This window comes from Microbacterium sp. CFBP9023, assembly GCF_034045055.1.
Classification (GTDB): Bacteria; Actinomycetota; Actinomycetes; order Actinomycetales; family Microbacteriaceae; genus Microbacterium.
In genome coordinates this window covers 367,616-384,997 of sequence record NZ_JAXCWI010000003.1, presented here as the reverse complement: position 1 = coordinate 384,997, position 17,382 = coordinate 367,616, and the positions used below count along the sequence as shown (strand labels likewise).

The 17,382-nt window shown below is 68.9% G+C and carries 14 protein-coding genes; 8 read left to right on the top strand and 6 right to left on the bottom strand.

Features of this window, described 5'->3' with window-relative positions:
- The first annotated feature begins 9 nt into the window (after positions 1-9).
- The 3 genes from SOM10_RS16505 to SOM10_RS16495 are packed head-to-tail and all read left to right on the top strand — an operon-like array spanning position 10 to position 2,142.
- Positions 10-381, top strand: a complete 372-nt coding sequence (locus tag SOM10_RS16505) for a YrdB family protein (protein WP_053095398.1) — start codon at positions 10-12, stop codon at positions 379-381.
- The gene (locus SOM10_RS16500; protein WP_320491164.1) at positions 378-1,742 is read left to right on the top strand and encodes an FAD-binding oxidoreductase; all 1,365 of its coding nucleotides are present in this window, start codon (positions 378-380) and stop codon (positions 1,740-1,742) included. Before SOM10_RS16505 ends, SOM10_RS16500 begins: the two co-directional genes overlap by 4 nt.
- Positions 1,735-2,142 carry an NUDIX domain-containing protein gene (locus SOM10_RS16495; RefSeq protein WP_320491162.1) on the top strand — a complete coding sequence of 136 codons (408 nt, stop codon included), beginning with the start codon at positions 1,735-1,737 and terminating at the stop codon, positions 2,140-2,142. The genes SOM10_RS16500 and SOM10_RS16495 overlap by 8 nt, the downstream gene beginning before the upstream one ends.
- A gap of 12 nt (positions 2,143-2,154) precedes the next feature.
- Here the strand turns inward: SOM10_RS16495 and nagB are convergent, their stop codons facing one another.
- The 5 genes from nagB to SOM10_RS16470 all read right to left on the bottom strand — a co-directional run bounded on the left by nagB (position 2,155) and on the right by SOM10_RS16470 (position 9,680).
- On the bottom strand, positions 2,155-2,934 hold the full coding sequence (gene nagB / locus SOM10_RS16490; protein WP_320491160.1) for a glucosamine-6-phosphate deaminase: 780 nt from the start codon (positions 2,932-2,934) through the stop codon (positions 2,155-2,157).
- Positions 2,927-3,892, bottom strand: a complete 966-nt coding sequence (locus SOM10_RS16485; RefSeq protein ID WP_320491159.1) for an ROK family protein — start codon at positions 3,890-3,892, stop codon at positions 2,927-2,929. The genes nagB and SOM10_RS16485 overlap by 8 nt, the downstream gene beginning before the upstream one ends.
- A 58-nt stretch (positions 3,893-3,950) precedes the next feature.
- Positions 3,951-5,138, bottom strand: coding sequence for an ROK family transcriptional regulator (locus SOM10_RS16480; RefSeq protein WP_056277392.1), 1,188 nt, complete (start codon positions 5,136-5,138; stop codon positions 3,951-3,953).
- 79 nt (positions 5,139-5,217) lie between these two features.
- Positions 5,218-8,472, bottom strand: coding sequence for a family 20 glycosylhydrolase (locus tag SOM10_RS16475; RefSeq protein ID WP_320491158.1), 3,255 nt, complete (start codon positions 8,470-8,472; stop codon positions 5,218-5,220).
- Positions 8,463-9,680 (bottom strand): alanine racemase, encoded by a 1,218-nt coding sequence (locus SOM10_RS16470; protein ID WP_235567439.1) that lies wholly within the window; start codon positions 9,678-9,680, stop codon positions 8,463-8,465. The genes SOM10_RS16475 and SOM10_RS16470 overlap by 10 nt, the downstream gene beginning before the upstream one ends.
- Positions 9,681-9,705: 25 nt before the next feature.
- Between SOM10_RS16470 and SOM10_RS16465 the strand changes: the two genes are divergently transcribed.
- Both SOM10_RS16465 and SOM10_RS16460 read left to right on the top strand, forming a co-directional pair.
- Positions 9,706-10,113: a RidA family protein gene (locus SOM10_RS16465; protein WP_056277382.1), complete on the top strand. Its 408-nt coding sequence runs from the start codon at positions 9,706-9,708 to the stop codon at positions 10,111-10,113.
- Positions 10,114-10,213: 100 nt separating this feature from the next.
- Positions 10,214-11,728, top strand: a complete 1,515-nt coding sequence (locus tag SOM10_RS16460) for a L,D-transpeptidase family protein (RefSeq protein ID WP_320491156.1) — start codon at positions 10,214-10,216, stop codon at positions 11,726-11,728.
- Positions 11,729-11,844: 116 nt separating this feature from the next.
- Here the strand turns inward: SOM10_RS16460 and SOM10_RS16455 are convergent, their stop codons facing one another.
- Positions 11,845-14,064 (bottom strand): NADP-dependent isocitrate dehydrogenase, encoded by a 2,220-nt coding sequence (locus tag SOM10_RS16455; RefSeq protein ID WP_056277754.1) that lies wholly within the window; start codon positions 14,062-14,064, stop codon positions 11,845-11,847.
- A 179-nt stretch (positions 14,065-14,243) separates the two neighbouring features.
- Between SOM10_RS16455 and SOM10_RS16450 the strand changes: the two genes are divergently transcribed.
- From SOM10_RS16450 to SOM10_RS16440, 3 genes are all read left to right on the top strand, one after another.
- A complete protein-coding gene (locus SOM10_RS16450) occupies positions 14,244-14,702 on the top strand; it encodes a GNAT family N-acetyltransferase (protein ID WP_053099400.1) in 459 nt (152 codons plus the stop codon).
- A gap of 212 nt (positions 14,703-14,914) precedes the next feature.
- A complete protein-coding gene (locus tag SOM10_RS16445) occupies positions 14,915-15,928 on the top strand; it encodes a LacI family DNA-binding transcriptional regulator (RefSeq protein ID WP_320491155.1) in 1,014 nt (337 codons plus the stop codon).
- Between the two features lie 123 nt (positions 15,929-16,051).
- On the top strand, positions 16,052-17,359 hold the full coding sequence (locus tag SOM10_RS16440; RefSeq protein WP_320491153.1) for an ABC transporter substrate-binding protein: 1,308 nt from the start codon (positions 16,052-16,054) through the stop codon (positions 17,357-17,359).
- The last annotated feature ends 23 nt before the right edge of the window (positions 17,360-17,382 follow it).

Sequence of the window (17,382 nt, the reverse complement as noted above, 5' to 3'; positions counted from 1 at the left end):
ACTGGATCCATGTCCCAGGATCCCGCCTCCGTTCCCGGCGTCGACCGCCCCACCATCACCGCCCTCGACGTCGTCCGATCGGTCGTCCTGATCGTCGCAGTGGGCACCCTCGCCCTGTGGGGATTCGCCACCTGGCCCTTCCCGTACAACGTCATCCTCGGCATCGGGGCTCCGGTCGTCGTGATCCTGATCTGGGCGCTCTTCCTCTCGCCGCGACCCGTCCTGCGACTGCATCCGTTCCTTCGCGTCGTCGTCGAGCTGCTGATCTACGTCGGCGTCACGATCGCGTGGTGGCTGATGGACCAGCCCCTCATCGGCATCGCGTTCGCCGTGGTCGCCGTCGGCGCCGGCGTCGTGAGCGGCCGGCGTCGCATCCGATGAGCGCCCTCGACCTGCTCGTCGCCGCACTCGGCGACATCGTCGACACCGATGCGACGGTCCTCGAAGAAGCGCGCGCCGACAGATCGGGGCATGCGGCGCCCGGGCGGCCGCTCGCGGTCGTGCACGCCGAGACGGTCGAGCACGTCCAGACGGTGATGCGCATCGCGGCCGAGACGGCGACCCCTGTCGTGGTGCGTGGGGCCGGCACCGGTCTCGCCGGCGCGGCGAACGGCGGCGAGGGCGAGATCGTGCTGTCCACTCGCCGGATGACCGCGATCCACGAGATCCGGGCCGACGACCTGCTTGCCGTCGTCGAACCCGGAATCCTCAACGCCGACCTCAACGACGTGCTCGCGGAGCACGGACTCTGGTGGGCGCCGGATCCTGCGAGCCGTGCGATCTCGACGGTCGGCGGCAACATCGCCACCGGAGCGGGTGGGCTGCTCTGTGCGAAGTACGGCGTCGTGCGAGACGCGGTCCTCGGTGTCGATCTGGTTCTCGCCGACGGCCGACTGCTGCACCTCGGCCACCGCAGCGTCAAAGGCGTGACAGGACTCGACCTCACCTCGCTCGTGATCGGCTCCGAGGGAACGCTGGGCGTGGTCGTCGGCGCCACCCTCAAGCTGCGCCGACTGGTCGAGGGAACGACCTGCACGGTGACGGCCGTCTTCCCCGATGTGCGTGCCGCAGCGTCCGCCTCGGCCGCGGTCACCGCCTCGGGTGCGCAGCCGGCGATCATGGAGCTGATGGACTCCGCGAGCCTCGCCGCCGTCGCAGCCCTGCTCGACCTCCCCTCGCCCGTGGCCGGGAGCGCTCAGCTGACGATCCAGACCGATGGTCCGGCGGCAGTGGCCGAGGCGACGATGATCTCCGACATCCTGACGGCTCATCAGGGTGTGACCGAGGTCTCCCATGACCGCGAAGAAGGAGAGCGCCTCCTGGCCATCCGGCGTGCCATGCACCCCGCCATGTCGGCGCTCGGCACGACCCTCATCGAAGACGTGTCGGTGCCGCGCAGCGCCATGCCCGCCATGTTCGACGAGATCGCCCGCATCGAGAAGGCCTACTCGATGGCGATCCCCACGGTCGCTCACGCGGGCGACGGCAACCTGCATCCGAACTTCATCTTCGAGGGCGCAGAGCCTCCCGCTGAGGTCTGGGCGGCGGCGGACGAGCTGTTCCGGGCCGCGATCGCGCTCGGCGGCACGCTGACCGGAGAGCACGGCATCGGAACGCTGAAGAGCCGCTGGTTGGCCGACGAGCTCGGAGACGACCAGTGGGAGCTGCAGCGTCAGATCACTCGGGTGTTCGATCCGCTGGGAATCCTCAACCCCGGCAAGGTCTTCGCTCCCGATGCCTGACATCCACGTCAGCGCCGCGGTCATCGTCGATGACGCCGGCAGGGTGCTCGTCGTGCGCAAGCAGGGCACGACGCGCTTCATGCAACCCGGCGGCAAGCCCGAGCCCGGGGAGACCCCGTCGCAGACGCTGATCCGCGAGCTGCACGAAGAGCTCGGCCTTCGCCTGGATGAGAGCGATCTGGAGCCGCTCGGCACGTTCGTCTCCGAGGCGGCCAACGAGCCCGGTCACCGAGTCGTGGCCGACGCGTTCTCGGTGTCCATCGCCGCGGCGGAGGTCGTCGTCCAGGCGGAGCTCGCCGAGCTGCGATGGATCACACCCGCGGATGCCGAGACGCTGCCGCTGGCGCCGCTCAGCATCGAGCACCTGCTGCCGCTGGCGTGGCCGACGATTCGGCCCTGAGAGCCGACCGCGTCAGATCCCCTGCCAGCTCGGCTTGTTCGCGTAGGTGTAGCGGTAGTAGTCGGCGAGCTTCAGCCGGGACGCCGCGGCCTCGTCGACGACGACGGTCGCGTGCGGGTGCAGCTGGATCGCCGAACCCGGGAGGATGGCCGACAGCGGCCCCTCGACGGCATCCGCCACGGCCTGTGCCTTGCCCTCTCCGAAGGCGAGCAGCACGAGGTGCCGAGCGCGAAGGATCGTGCCGAGCCCTTGGGTGATGCAGTGCATGGGCACGTCGTCGATCGAGTCGAAGAAGCGAGCGTTGTCTTCGCGGGTCTGCTCGGTGAGGGTCTTCACGCGCGTGCGCGAGGCGAACGACGAGCCGGGTTCGTTGAAGCCGATATGTCCGTCGGTGCCGATGCCGAGGATCTGCAGATCCACTCCTCCGGCCGCGTCGATCGCGGTCTCGTAGTCGTCACCTGCGTGCTGGATGGTGGCCTGTGCGCCGTTGGGCACATGGATCCGTCGCGGGTCGAGCCCCAGCGGCTCGACGACCTCGCGGGTGATGACCGAGCGGTAGCTCTCGGGATGAGCGGGGTCGAGCCCCACGTACTCGTCCAGGGCGAAACCGCGCACCTGCGAGACGTCGCGACCCGCGAGCCTGTCTCGCAGCGCCTTGTAGACGGGGAGGGGCGTCGAACCGGTGGCGAGGCCGAGCACGGCATCCGCACGTCCATCGATCAGCTCGACGATCTCGGCGGCGACGAGCGCGCCTGCCGCTTCTGCGTTCTCGACGATGACGACTTCAGCCATGGGAAACGGTCTCCTTAGAGGGGGTGGTTGCGCCGACGACCGCGGCCCCGAAGGCCGCGGCGGGAGAGCCGGCAGGGAGCAGTTCGATCCTGTCGTCCAGGTGGAGCGAGCGCATGAAGGGCGAGGCCTCGGCATCGGAACGGAGAGCGTCGCGGATGCCCGTGTAGAGCCTGTCGCCGAGCGAAGTGAGGCCGCCGCCGATGATCACGCGTTCGACGTCGGCCGAGAGCACGAGCGCACGCACCGCCGCGGCCCCGCCGTGGAAGAGATCGGCGCGGAGCGCGAGCGCCCGTTCGTCACCGGTGTCGGCTGCGTCGAAGATGTCGCGCACCGGGAGCGCACCGGGACGATCCCAGGCTCGGGCGAGCGCGCCTCCGCCGCAGAAGGTCTCGATGCAGCCGCGCTGTCCGCAGCCGCAGAGACGGCCGTTCGGGTCGACCGAGAGGTGCCCGACCTCCCCGGCCGTGCCTCGCGCCCCGCGCCAGATCGTGCCGTCGACGACGATCCCGGCAGCGACCCCGGTGCCGAGATTGAGATAGGCCATCGACCCGTCGACGCCGCGCAGCACCGCAGCGCCGAGGGCGGCCGCTTTCACGTCGTTCTCCACGCGGACGGGGATACCCAGCTGTCGACCGGCGCGCCCGGCGAGATCCAGGGACTCGACGCCGAGATTCACGGCATGGAGCACCCGACCGGTGTCGGCGTCGACCAGCCCGGGGATCCCGACGCCCACCGATCTGACCGACGAGCGAGCGAATCCTCTCTCGTCGGCGAGCGCATCGACCGTCTCGAGGATGCTGACGACGACTGCCTCCTCACCCCAGCCGGTGGGTCGGCGCAGGCGCCCCAGAATGTCTCCGTCCGCGGACACCGCGACGGCATCGATCTTGGTTCCGCCGACGTCCAGGCCCACTCGTATGGGCCGACCGGACAGGTCGACGGCGAGCGCATCCGTCATCGGATGGTGCCCCTGCTCGTCTTCGGCTCGTGGACGCGGTCGCTCCCGCCGGTACGGATCACGAGACGCCCAGCTGGCTGGACAGCACCATCACGGCGGCACCGCGCAGGACGATGTCGTCCTGGTGTGTGCGGCGGATGAGCGCGTCCTCGAAGACGCCCTCGAGCGTGCGCGCGTGCAGGGTCTCGACCGCGGCGTCGATCAACACGCCGTCGAGCAGATCCTCAGGACCCGAGAGCACGACCTCGGACAGATCGAGTGCCGCGACGATCGGGGCGATCGCGATGCCCATGCGGGTGCCCGCATCGCGGAGGATCTCGTCGCGCGATCCGGGGGCGTCTGCGATGGCGGGACGCAGCCGCGTCTCACTCAGCCACGCTTCGAGGCAGCCGTCTTTGCCGCACGCGCAGCGGGGTCCACCGTCGGTGCCCACGACGACGTGGCCGATCTCGCCCGCTGCGAAGCGACTGCCGAGCAGCGGCTGGCTGCCGGTGATGACGCCGGCTCCGACTCCGCGACCGATCTTGATGAGCATGAAGTCGGCCTTCGCCTCGCCGAACGTGTACTCGGCGAGCACCGCGGCGTTGGCGTCGTTGCGCACGAGGACCGGCAGATCGAGATCGACGCCCAGCTTCGCCTCGAGTGGGAGATTGCTCCACCCGAGGTTGGGCGAGCTGAGCACGACGCCGTCAGGACGCACGACACCGGGGCTGCCGATCCCGACGCCGAGGATGGGCTGCGTGGCCGTCTCGGCGAGCGCTCGGGCCAGCTCCAGCGTGGCGGCGTAGGCGGCGTCGCCGTCTGCGCTCTCGGGTCGCGGCACCTCACGGCGCTCGAGCACGTCGCCGTCGAGGCTGAGCAGAGCGCCGACGAAGGCATGGGGGCCGGAGAGATCGATCCCGATGATCTGGTGCCCGACTCGGTCGATGTCGATGAGGATCGGAGGCTTGCCCGGTCCGACCGTCTCGCGCACTCCCATCTCGACGACGATGCCGTCGGAGATGAACTCCGCGACGAGGTCGGAGATGGTGACCCGAGTGAGGCCGGTCTCGCGAGAGAGGTCCGCTCGACTCATCGCTCCCGAGTGATAGAGCGTCTGCAGCACGAGCGCGCGGTTGTGACCGCGAGCGTGTTCCGGGAGCACCTTCGAGCGAGAGCGCAGGTGGCGCCCCGGGCCGAAGGCGTGCGCGCTCGCGGCGACGTAATCTGGCGACGTCGAAGGACGCGATCCATCCGATACGGACATGTTTGTTAGTAGACCTTACGAACAAAAATTTCGCAACCCCTGCCACAGTTAGCACAGGGAGGGTTACGGAAACGTTACATTATGCCGAGAGTACTCCGGCGGCGGTGCCCGACGAGTCCGCCAGGCCTTCGACGAGGCCCGCGACTATCGCCTGCCGCGCCTCGCGTGTCAGAGGCTTCCCCGGCACTCCAGGACGCCTCTGCACGGGCGTCGGACCGTCGAGAGGACGATACCGCACACCGGACTCGGCGAGGCGTCTGAGATGGACGGGAAGACGTCGCGCGAACCCCTCATACGAGGGTGGTTCGCCGCCGTCCCACAGCCGTTCGGCGATCGCTGCGAGACGAGGGAACATCGCGAAGTCGACCCGATCTCTCGTCGGGAGGTGCTCGGTCCACACGTTGGCCTGTCCGCCGACCGCGCCGTCCTCGATGCGCAGCGTGTAGGCCTGCTCGATCGGCAGCGGCGGGCCGACCCGGATCGGCTCCTCCGCCGACTCCGACTGGGGGTAGTCGAGATACACCTCGAGGTCGGGGCACGCGATCACGGGGATGCCGCGCCTCAGCGCCTCGCGCATCGCGACGGGACCCCGCCACGCGAGGATCCGCACACCCTCGGGGACATCGCCCTCGAGCACCTCGTCCCATGCCAGGGCGATGCGCCCACGGCTGCGGAGGTGGGCGACGAAATGATCGGTGAACCAGGGCTGCACGTCGTGGGGAGCCGCGAGACCGAGCTCGCCCATCCGCTCGCGCGCAGCGGCGCTCTGCGCCCACTCGGTGACCGGCACCTCGTCGCCGCCGATGCCGATCCACGCAGAGTCGAAGAGGTCGCACAGGGCGTCGATCGCCGCGCGCCCGAACGTGAGGGCGTCATCCGTCGGCGCGAGGGTGCGAGGGTTCACGCCGAAGCGCGACCACGGCGCGACAGCGCGCTCGCTCGCATCCGTGTTGCCGAGCGCGGGGTACGCGGCGAGCGCCGCCTGGATGTGCCCGGGCAGTTCGACTTCCGGCACGACCGTCACGAATCGCTCCGCGGCGTAGGCGACCAGGTCGCGCAGCTCCGCATCCGTGTAATGACCCTCGTGCACCCCCGGCACCACTGTGGCGTGCGGCCCGTGGCCCCGCTGTGTCTCCTCGCGGCGCGCGCCCACCTCTGTGAGCAGCGGATAACCCGGCACCTCGAAGCGCCAGCCCTGATCGTCGGTGAGGTGGAGGTGCAGCACCGTGAGATGGTGGTCGGCCATCAGATCGACGAGTCGCTTCAGGTCCTCGACCGGGCGGAAGTGCCGCGCGACATCGAGCATGACCCCCCGCCAGGTGTGAGCCGGAGCAGACTGCCATGTTCCTGCGGGGATCCGAGCGCGATCGGAGCCGGGCTCGCGCAGCTGCCGGAGCAGCGTGACGCCCCGGAACACGCCCGCCGCACTCGCCCCCGCGACGTCGATTCCCTCGGCCGTCACCGTCACGCGGAATGCCTCGGCGCCGACACGCCCTCGAGCGAACGGCTCCCCCGCGAGAGACTCGTCGATCCTCAGCGTGATCGCGGATGCCGCATTCCCGGTTTCGAGATGCTCGCCGAGACGGGATGCGCTCGCGACGAGCGCTTCCGGGGCCGACACCGGGGTGTGAACCGTCCACTCGAACGGCTCTGCAGCGGGATCTATCACCGACGGGATGTTCGGGACCGGGGCACGATGCGCGGCGGGCGTCATTCGCAGCGCTCGACCCGGTGTCGCACCGGACGCGTGTCCCGCCAGCACCACCGGCACACCGCCGACGAGCACCTCGTCGACGCCGATCGGCGCCTCGTGGGGAGCATCGAAGGTCGCCCCCGCCGTGATGGTCTCGGGATCGAACAGCACGAGGTCGGCCGTCGCTCCCTCGCGGATCACACCCCGCGGCGCGTCACCCCGGTCGAGGCCCAGCCGCATCGCCGGCGTGCCGGACAGGTGCTGCACAGCCTGTTCGAGGGAGAGCACCCCGAGTTCTCGCACGTAGTGCCCGAGGTAGCGCGGGAAGGTCCCTCGGCCCCGCGGATGCGGTCTCGCGCCGATCAGGATCCCGTCGCTGCCGCCGCTGTGCCGCGGGTGCCGCATGATCGTGCGGACGTTCTCCTCGTCGCCGATGTGCATCAGGATGCCGGTGGCCCCCGCATCCTCGAGGATCGTGTCCAGCACCACGTCGACCGAGCGCCTGCCGGACGACTCGGCGATCTCCGCGACGGTCCGTCCGACGAGGTCCGCGAGTTCGGGCGACGAGGTGCCGGAGATCTGGATGGCCGACCAGTCGGCACGCTCCCCGTGGAAACCGTCGCAGCCGATCTCCTCGAGCTCGACGCGGACGGTCTCGCGTCCGCTCTCATCGAGCGCAGCGAGGGTCGCGAGCAGGTCGCCGCTCTCGGCCAGTCGGCTCGGAAGCAGCGCCGCGAGCGTGGTGGCACCGGGAAGATAAGGGTAGGTGTCGAGGGTCACGTCGACGCCGTCGTCGAGGGCATCATCGACCAGGGCCAGCAGCTCTGCCGCACGTCCGCGGTTCGGAGCGAAGTTCATGGTCGCATGCGTGAGATGGATCGGGCACCCGGTGCGACGGCCGATGTCGAGCGCCTCCCGATAGGCGTCCAGGGCTCCCCCGCCGTAGCTTCGGGTGTGGGGCGCCCAGTAGCCGCCGCGTTCGGCGACGACTCGGCAGAGCGCTTCCAGCTCCGCCGTGTCGGCGTACATCCCCGGGGTGTAGGTCAATCCGCTCGACATGCCGAACGCGCCTGCGTCGAGCGCCGCGCCGAGGATGCCGGACATCGCTGCGATCTCCGCAGGTGTGGCCGCCCGGTTCTCGTGACCGACCACCATCATGCGCAGATTGCCCTGCGGCACCAGGACCGCGGCGTTGCCCACCGCGGCCGAGTCGATCGCAGCGAGCAGGTCATCCATCGAACGCCAGGGGACGGCGGGCGGCATGCCGTTCCAGCCCGCGATCTGAGCCGGGATCACCGCCGCCGTCGCGTCGTCGAGCGGGGCATAGCCGAGCCCGTCCTGGCCGAGCACCTCCGTCGTGACGCCCTGGAGGATCTTCGCGTCGTGGGCTGCTCCCTGCAGCACGGCCAGCTCGCTGTGCGCGTGCATGTCGATGAACCCGGGAGCCAGCACCCGCCCCGCCCCCGCGACCTCCACCGCATCCGCCGGCAGTTCCAGGACCCTCTCATCTCCGTCGCGGATCACCGCGACGATGCGGGCTCCTTCGACCGCGACGTCGGCCGCGAACCTCTCGGCTCCGGTGCCGTCGACCACGGTGACGCCTCGGTACACCCGCACGGGCTTCTCGGTGCTCAGAAGCATGTCGCGACCGCTCCGATCACCCGGGGGTCCGCCGCATCCGGGTCATCGATGACCGCCACCACGCGCCATTTGTCGAAAGCCGTGCAGGGATGCGACAGCCCGAGACGCACCACGTCGCCGACGGAGACATCTGCCCCGTCTGCAAGAGCGAGGAAGGCGTGCTGGTCGTTCAGGGCCGTGATCCGCCCCTCGACCGATTGCGGGACCGGCAGGTCGAGGTCGAACGGCACATCTCGACGGCCCGCGTCCAGCAGTGCGAGTCCCTCTTCGGGCTGCGAGACGACGCGCGACCACGCGTGCATGGCGGATCGCAGCGGCGCCGTCGATGTCAGGGCGCCGAACGGCGACATGCGCGAGTAGAAGCCGTCATCGTGGATCTGGAACGCACCCGACCGCAGCACGATGTCGGCATCCGCTCCGTGAGGGGCCAGGATCGCCGCTGCCCGGTCGGGGAAGGCGCTGCCTCCTGCGCTGAGCACGGGCCGAACGCCGGGCGGATACTCGAGGCGACGGTGCAGGTCGACGAGTGTGGACAGATAGGCGTCGACGGCGGCGACAGACGCCTCCGACCGGTCGGGACCGAACGGTCCTTCGTAGCCGGCGACTCCGGCGAGCCGCAGACCGGGGGCCGCGACGATCGCCTGGGAGATGCGCTCCCCCTCTTCCACGCTGCGTGCGCCCGTGCGCCCGCCCCGGCCACCGAGTTCGACGAGCACGTCGAGAGGACGCTCGGCGTCGTGAAGCGCGTCGGCGAGGATGCCGACGGTCTCGACGGAGTCCGCCCAGCAGAGGATCCGGAGATCGCCCGCCGCAGCGAGCAGAGCGCCGAGGTGGTGCGCGGCGCCACGATCCGTGACGGCGTTCGCGATGAGCACGGTGGAGACCCCTGCCTCGACCGCGACTTCGGCCTGCCACGGCGTCGCGACGGAGATCCCCCATGCGCCGGCATCGAGCAGCCGCTGCCAGAGCGCCGGCGCCATCGTCGTCTTGCCGTGCGGTGCGAGGACGACTCCCTGTTCCGCCGCCCAGGCGAAGACGGTCGATTCGTTGTGGGAGAGCGCCGCCTCGTGGACCGTCAGCACCGGCGTCACGAGATCGGACAGGTGCAGGCCCGCGTCGGGTACCTCCGACAGCCGCAGCCCCGCGGAACGCGGAGGGAAACCCTTCGCCCAGGTGCCGAGTACAGGATCCGGGATTTGTAGAGGCATCTAACAAGGCTACTAGGCTGGTCGCATGACCGCGAAGATCCGAGTGTCGACCGACGCCGCCCCCGCTCCCGCTCACACCTTCTCGCAGGGGATCCGAAAGGGCCCGATCGTGCAGGTCTCCGGGCAGGGCCCTGTCGACCCCCAGACGAGCGAATACCTCTTCCCCGGCGATGTCGCGGCTCAGACCACGCGCACGCTCGAGAACGTCAAGGCGATCGTCGAGGCATCCGGCGCGACATTCGACGATGTCGTGATGCTGCGCGTCTACCTGACCAAGCGCGAGGACTTCGCGATCATGAACGACGCGTATGGCGCGTTCGTGACAGCGCACACCACCAGCGGGGTCTTGCCTTCGCGCACGACCGTCTTCACGGGCCTCCCCCGCGAGGAGATGCTGGTCGAGATCGACGGCCTCGCCGTCATCACCGACTGACGCATCGGGAATTTCCGCGGTCCACGGACCGTTGCCTCCTCGTTATCAGCGATCGCGTAGCATATCGCTAAGGACACGTGAGAAACCGGGGGGTGAGTTCGTGACCGATCTGATCTCAGCGCAGGATGCGAAGACCGAGAAGCTGACCGAGGCGACCGCCTCCGGCGACCAGCAGAATCCTGTCGCGCCCGCCGACTCCGGCGACGCACCCACCGACTCCCAGCCGCCGCGCAGCGGCGACCAGGAACTCGCCTGGGCGCCGATCGAACCGGCTCCGAAGAAGAAGCGCCTCGGCCTGTGGATCGGCCTCGGCGTGGGCGCGCTGGCCCTGGGCACGGCCGCCGCCTCGATGATCCTGATCGCGCCGGGCACCACGGTCGCCGGGATTCCCGTCGGCTGGCTCACGCCCGGTGCCGCGGCCGACACGATCCAGGCCCACGTCGCCGATGCAGAGGTCACTCTGACCGGAGCAGGCGGCGACACCGTGCTGACGGGAGCGGATCTCGGCGCCGAGATCGACGCGACCGCACTCGCGGACGCCGCTTTCGCGGAGCGTCCGCTCTGGAACGTGACCGCCTGGATGGGTGAACCCGTCGCCGGCGAGATCACTCTCGATCCCGCGACGGCCGAGGCCGCGTTGCGTGAGGCCGTGCCGTCGAGTTTCGAAGACGCGGTCGATGCCGGCGTCGTCTTCGACGCCGCAGGCGGTGGCTACGCGATCACCCCCTCAGCCACCGGGACGGCCGTCGACCTCGACGGTCTCACCGCCGCCATCGTCGACACGATCGCGGACGGTGGCACGAGCCTCGAGTTCTCCGGCGACCCGGCCGAAGCCGCGCCGGCGATCACTGATGAAGACGCCACGGCTTTCGCGACCTCACTGAACACGATGCTCGGCTCGATCGGCTTCTACATCGGCGAAGAGCGCACGGTGCCCGTCGACGCGGCGACCGCCTCGACCTGGATCTCCGTCGTCGACGACGGTGGCGAGCTCAGCGTGGTCGCCGACGAGGCTTCGATCCAGGCGACGATCGACGCCCTCCCGGCAGCCGTCGACCGGGCCCCGGTCAACGCGACGAACATCGTCGATTCGGCCGGCAAGATCCTCCGCACCGAGGCCGAGGGAGTGAGCGGTCGCGCGATCGGCGACACCTCTGCCCTCGCATCAGACGTCGCGACGAAGCTCGAGGCCGGCGAGGGCATCTTCCCCATCGAGGTCACCGAGACGCCGTTCGAGTCCGTCAACCTCGTGCGCAAGATCGATGTCGACCTCGGGTCGCAGACCGCGACCCTCATCGAGAACGGCGCGGTCGTGCGCTCCTGGGCGATCTCCTCGGGCAAGAGCGCGACACCCACCGACACCGGCAACTTCCGTGTCTACGCGCACGTGCGCGAGCAGACCATGAAGAGCCGCGAGCCGGACGGCTCGATCACCGAGACGCCCAACGTCCCCTGGGTCACCTACTTCAACGGCGACGAGGGCTTCCACGGCACCTACTGGCACAACGACTTCGGCAATCCCCGCAGCCACGGTTGCGTGAACATGCCGATCGATGTCGCCCGGTACGTCTACGAATGGTCGCCCGTGGGCCTCGAGGTCGCGGTCCACTACTGATCCCCGCTCTCACCGAGCAGATCCCCCGCACGCGACGCGTCGTCGATTCCGCGGAGGGATCACGCGAAGAAGGGGCCGGATGCTCTCGCATCCGGCCCCTTCTTCTGTGATCTGCGTCAGCTCAGCGCGTCGACGATGCCGTTCAGCGTGGTGGACGGGCGCATGACTGCGGTGACGAGCGCGTCGTCGGGGCGGTAGTACCCGCCGATCTCGACGGGCTTGCCCTGCACGGCGTTGAGCTCGGAGACGATCTTCTCCTCGTTCTCGGCGAGCGTGGCGGCGATCGGTGCGAAGGACGCGGCGAGCTCGGCATCCTTTGTCTGCTTCGCCAGCTCCTGCGCCCAGTACAGACCCAGGTAGAAGTGGCTGCCGCGGTTGTCGATCGTGCCGAGAGCGCGGCCCGGGGAGCGGTCCTCTTCGAGGAACGTTCCGGTCGCCGCATCGAGGGTCTCCGCGAGGACCCGGGCCTTCTCGTTCCCGGTGCGGTCGGCGAAGTGCTCGAGCGACGCGGCCAGCGCGAAGAACTCGCCCAGCGAGTCCCACCGCAGGTAGTTCTCCTCGACGAGCTGCTGCACGTGCTTGGGGGCCGATCCGCCGGCGCCCGTCTCGAAGAGGCCACCGCCGGCGAGCAGCGGGACGATCGACAGCATCTTCGCGCTGGTGCCGACCTCGAGGATCGGGAACAGGTCGGTCAGGTAGTCGCGCAGCACGTTGCCCGTCACCGAGATGGTGTCGAGGCCGTGGCGCATCCGCGCCAGCGTGTAGCGAGTGGCTTCCTCGGGAGCGAGGATCGTGATCGTGAGGCCCTTGGTGTCGAGCGTCGCGAGACCCTGGTGCACCTTGGCGATGATCTGCGCGTCGTGCGAGCGGTTGGCATCGAGCCAGAACACCGCGGGCACGCCCGTGGCGCGAGCACGGGAGACGGCGAGCTTGACCCAGTCCATCACCGGGATGTGCTTCGTCTGCGTCGCACGCCAGATGTCACCCGCGCCGACCTCGTGCTCGATCAGCACTGTGCCCTCGCTGTCGAGCACCTGAACAGTGCCTGCGGCGGCGATCTCGAACGTCTTGTCGTGGCTGCCGTACTCCTCAGCCGCCTGCGCCATGAGGCCCACGTTCGGCACGGTGCCGATCGTGGCGGGGTCGAGCGGGCCGTTGGCGATCACATCGTCGATGACCGCCTGATAGACGCTCGCATACGAGGAGTCCGGGATCACCGCGAGCGTGTCGGCCTCGCCGCCGTCCTTGCCCCACAGCTTGCCGCCGTTGCGGACGAGCGCGGGCATGGAGGCATCGACGATGACGTCGCTCGGGACGTGCAGGTTCGTGGTCCCCTTGTCGGAGTTCACGTACGAGAGACGCGGCCCCTCGGCGATGGCCCTGTCGAACGCTGCGGCGATCTCGTCGCCGTCGGCGATGTCACCGAGGCCCGAGAGGATCGAGCCGAGACCGTCGTTGGGGTTGAGTCCCGCGGCGGCCAGCTTGTCGCCGTACTGCGCGAACACGTCCTTGAAGAACACCCTCACGACGTGACCGAAGATGATCGGGTCGCTGACCTTCATCATGGTGGCCTTGAGGTGCACCGAGTAGAGGACGTCGTCGTTCTTGGCCGTCTCGAGCGTCTCGGCGAGGAAGGCGTCGAGGTGCGCGGCCGAGAGGAACGTCGCGTCGATGATCTCGCGCGGAAGGACCTTCAGCCCCTCCTTGAGGATCGTCACAGTGCCGTCTGCGGCGGTGTGGCGGAAGCTCAGGACGTCGTCATGGGCGGCGACCCAGGAGCGCTCGTTGTGCTTGAAGTCGTCGTGACCGAGCGTCGCGACGCGGGTCTTCGATCCCTCGGCGAACGGCTTGTTGCGGTGCGGGTGCTTCTTCGCGTAGTTCTTCACGGCCAGAGGTGCCCGACGGTCGCTGTTCCCCTCGCGGAGCACGGGGTTCACCGCTGAGCCCTTGATGCGGTCGTAGCGGGCGCGGACGTCCTTCTCCTCGAGAGAGGTCGGCTCGTCCGGGAAGTCGGGGATGTCGTAGCCCTGGGCCTGCAGCTCGGCGATCGCGCCCTTGAGCTGCGGGATCGAGGCCGAGATGTTCGGCAGCTTGATGATGTTCGCCTCGGGGAGCGTGGCGAGGCCACCGAGCTCGGCGAGGGAATCACCGACCTGCTGCTCCGGGGTGAGCTTCTGCGGGAATGCCGCGAGGATGCGTCCGCCGAGCGAGATGTCGCGGGTCTCGACCTCGATGCCCGCCTGCCCCGTGTAGGCCTTGATGATCGGCAGGAAGGAAGCGGTGGCGAGAGCCGGAGCCTCGTCCGTGTAGGTGTAGATGATGGCGTCGTCGGTCACCAGGAGGTTCTCCGTTCGCGAGGGCATATTTGTCTCGATACCAAGATACCTGAGCCGCTCCCGACGCACGTTCGCCCCGAGGCGGGGTGGACATCGACTTCCGGCATCCCGCAGAGCTGCACCCCTGACGAAAGTCGAGGTTTCTGCGCGGCGACCCGATGAGGGGCTAGCCTGTGATCATGTCCGAACTGCGCATGGTCGAACTCTCCGCTGCGACGATCGTCGCCGTGAACAACATGTCGCTCAAGCCCGGACAGGAGCAGTTCCTCGCTCCGGTGTCCTATGGCATCGCCGCGACCGTCATCAACCCCCAGACCTCCTGGCAGCGAGTCGTCCTCGACGACGACCAGGTCGTCGGTTTCGTCAGTGCGAACTTCGACGCCGACGCCCCGGAAGAGCACTTCCGCTCCGTGCTGTGGCGCATCAACGTCGACGCCGACGACCAGGGCAAGGGCGTGGGTCGCTTCGCGGTCGAGCAGCTCATCGAAGAGGCGCGAGTCCGCGGATTCGACCACGTCAACGTCATCTACGAGGCCGGAGAAGACGGCCCCGAGGCGTTCTTCCTGCGTGTCGGCTTCACCCCTGTCGGCGAGACCGAGTACTCCGAGGTCATCGCTCAGATCCGCATCCCTTCGTAGACCGGCGGCGGGGTCTCGAATCCCCTCCCCCATCGAGGCCCCGTCGCCCTGTCCGGTGAATCGATGGGACCGCTCCCGCGTTCTCCGCGACCGATTTGTTGCGAGTGACCACAAAAAGGTTGCGCGCAGCGTCGAACCGTGCCTATCATCGCTGTCAGAGGCGGTAGCGAAGCGCTTCGACGATGTGACCGAAACGCGACGATGGAGTCCTGATGACGACGATCCACGAGGTGGCAGAAGCCGCCGGAGTGTCGATCAGCACGGTCTCCTACGCTCTGAGCGGCAAGCGCCCCGTCTCCGAGAAGACGCGCCGCCGCATCGAGGACGCGGTGCACACGCTCGGTTACGAACCCGACGCCGGAGCACGGATGCTCGCCGGGCGCCGCACTCAGATCTTCGGGCTCACCGAGCCCCTCCGCGCCGACACGCACGCCCCGACCCACATGGCGTTCGTGCTCGCGACCGCGGTCGCCGCGCGGCGCCGCGGTTACGACATCCTCCTCCTGACCGACGAGCAGGCGTCAGAGGGCATGAACCGCGTCGCCGCGAGCAATCTGGTCGACGCCATCCTCGTGCTCGACGTCGCCCCCGACGACGAGCGCGCGGACATCGCCCGCTCCCTGCGCTCCCCCACCGTGTTCATCGGCATCCCCGACGACGCCCGGGATCTGACCTGCGTCGACCTCGACTTCGAGGCGACGGGGCATCTCGCGGTGGATCGACTGGCCGATGCCGGACACACCTCGGTCACGCTGTTCGGTCAGACCGAGGTCTCCTACCGTAAGTCGAACTTCCCTCGTCGGCTGCTCCTCGGCGTGCAGGAGCGAGCGGCCGAGCGGGGCGTCGACCTCGACTGGGTGACGACGGGCGTCACGACCACCGACGCCTCCTCCGTGCGCGCGGCCGCAGAGCTGGCGCTGGAGCACGGCGTCCGCGCCTTCATCGTCCACGCCGTCGGCGACGTCCACGACGTCCTCCTCGAGACGATCTCGTCCCAGGGGCTCACGGTGGGAGAAGACGTCTCCGTCATCTCGGCGGCCGCATCGTTCGACACGTCCGCGCTCGTCGTCCCGATCGACACGATCCCGCTCGTGCCGCAGAGGTCGTGCGAGCTCGCCGTCGACCTCGCGGTGCGACGCCTGGAGGAACCGGGCCTGCCCGCGCAGATCCACCTGATCCCACCCGAATACCAGTCCGCCGGCTCCGTCGCTCCCGCTCGGGAGTGACGGGCGCCGACCACGCATCCGCATCGCGATCATCGAAACGCTTCGACGATCGCCTCATCACAACTGAACACCCGACCCACTGAAGTGTCCGGCCCCAGGGCCACCGAGAAAGGAGTGCCGACGATGGCACGCACCACCCGCAGGACGAAGACGTTGGCGGCTCTCGCCGCTCTCACCGCGACAGGCATCGCCCTGAGCGGATGCACCGCCGGTTCCGGCGACGAGGGGGGCGGCGGCGACACCCTCAAGCTCTGGCACTACGAGGGCGCCGACAGCGCGATGGGCAAGGCGTGGGCCGAGGCGATCGCGATCTTCGAGGAGGAGACCGGCGCGAAGGTCGAGTTCGAGGAGAAGTCCTTCGAACAGATCCAGAAGACCGCCAGCCAGGTGCTCGACACGGACGCCGCCCCCGACCTCATGGAGTTCAACAAGGGCAACGCGACGGCCGGTTTCCTCGCCTCCACCGGCCTGATCGCCGACATCTCCGACGCCGTCGAGGAGTACGGGTGGGACGAGAAGCTCGCACCCTCTCTCCAGACCACCGCGAAGTACTCCGAAGACGGTGTGATGGGCGGTGACACGTGGTTCGGCGTCCCGAACTACGGCGAGTTCGTCGGCGTCTACTACAACCAGGACGCGTTCGCCGCGGCAGGGCTCGAGATCCCCACCACCTACGAGGAGTTCGTCGACGTGCTCGACGCGTTCGTCGCACAGGGAGTCACCCCTCTCGCCGAGGCCGGCGCGGAGTACCCGCTCGGACAGCTGTGGTATCAGCTCGCGCTGCTCGAGGGAGACCGCGACTTCGTCGACTCCTATCAGCTCTACGACGGAGAGGTCGATTGGCAGGGCCCGGAGGTCACCGCCGCCTCCGAGACGCTCCAGGAATACGTCGACAAGGGCTACATCGCCTCGGACGTCTCATCGGTCAAGGCCGAGGACGCCGGTGTCTCGTTCATCAACGGCACCTCGCCGATCTTCGTCTCGGGCTCCTGGTGGTTCGGACGCTTCGTCTCGGAGGCCACCGGCTTCGATTGGACGATGACGGCGTTCCCTGGAGCGGATCTCTCGCTCGGCTCGTCCGGCAACCTGTGGGTCGTCCCCGAGAACGCCGCGAACAAGGAGCTCGCGTACGAGTTCATCGACATCACGATGCGGCCGGAGATCCAGGCGATCATCGGCAACAACGGCGGCCTCCCCGTCGCGGCAGACACCGCCGACATCACCGATGAGAAGAGCGCGGCCCTGATCGAGACGTTCAACGGCGTGCTCGAGGCCGACGGACTCTCGTTCTACCCCGACTGGCCCGCCCCCGGCTTCTACGACGTGATCGTCCAGGAGCTCCAGGGTCTGATCACCGGCACGCAGGACGCCGAGACGACCAACACCAACCTCGGCGAGCAGTACGACGAGGGCACGGCCGAATTCCGTTGATCCACTCGCGGGGGCGGCGACCG

Bases quoted from the DNA above. Each gene is read 5' to 3' on its own strand.
- SOM10_RS16505 (WP_053095398.1), top strand. From the start codon at position 10: ATGTCCCAGGATCCCGCCTCCGTTCCCGGCGTCGACCGCCCCACCATC.
- SOM10_RS16500 (WP_320491164.1), top strand. From the start codon at position 378: ATGAGCGCCCTCGACCTGCTCGTCGCCGCACTCGGCGACATCGTCGAC.
- SOM10_RS16495 (WP_320491162.1), top strand. From the start codon at position 1,735: ATGCCTGACATCCACGTCAGCGCCGCGGTCATCGTCGATGACGCCGGC.
- nagB (WP_320491160.1), bottom strand. From the start codon at position 2,934: ATGGCTGAAGTCGTCATCGTCGAGAACGCAGAAGCGGCAGGCGCGCTC.
- SOM10_RS16485 (WP_320491159.1), bottom strand. From the start codon at position 3,892: ATGACGGATGCGCTCGCCGTCGACCTGTCCGGTCGGCCCATACGAGTG.
- SOM10_RS16480 (WP_056277392.1), bottom strand. From the start codon at position 5,138: ATGTCCGTATCGGATGGATCGCGTCCTTCGACGTCGCCAGATTACGTC.
- SOM10_RS16475 (WP_320491158.1), bottom strand. From the start codon at position 8,472: ATGCTTCTGAGCACCGAGAAGCCCGTGCGGGTGTACCGAGGCGTCACC.
- SOM10_RS16470 (WP_235567439.1), bottom strand. From the start codon at position 9,680: ATGCCTCTACAAATCCCGGATCCTGTACTCGGCACCTGGGCGAAGGGT.
- SOM10_RS16465 (WP_056277382.1), top strand. From the start codon at position 9,706: ATGACCGCGAAGATCCGAGTGTCGACCGACGCCGCCCCCGCTCCCGCT.
- SOM10_RS16450 (WP_053099400.1), top strand. From the start codon at position 14,244: ATGTCCGAACTGCGCATGGTCGAACTCTCCGCTGCGACGATCGTCGCC.
- SOM10_RS16445 (WP_320491155.1), top strand. From the start codon at position 14,915: ATGACGACGATCCACGAGGTGGCAGAAGCCGCCGGAGTGTCGATCAGC.
- SOM10_RS16440 (WP_320491153.1), top strand. From the start codon at position 16,052: ATGGCACGCACCACCCGCAGGACGAAGACGTTGGCGGCTCTCGCCGCT.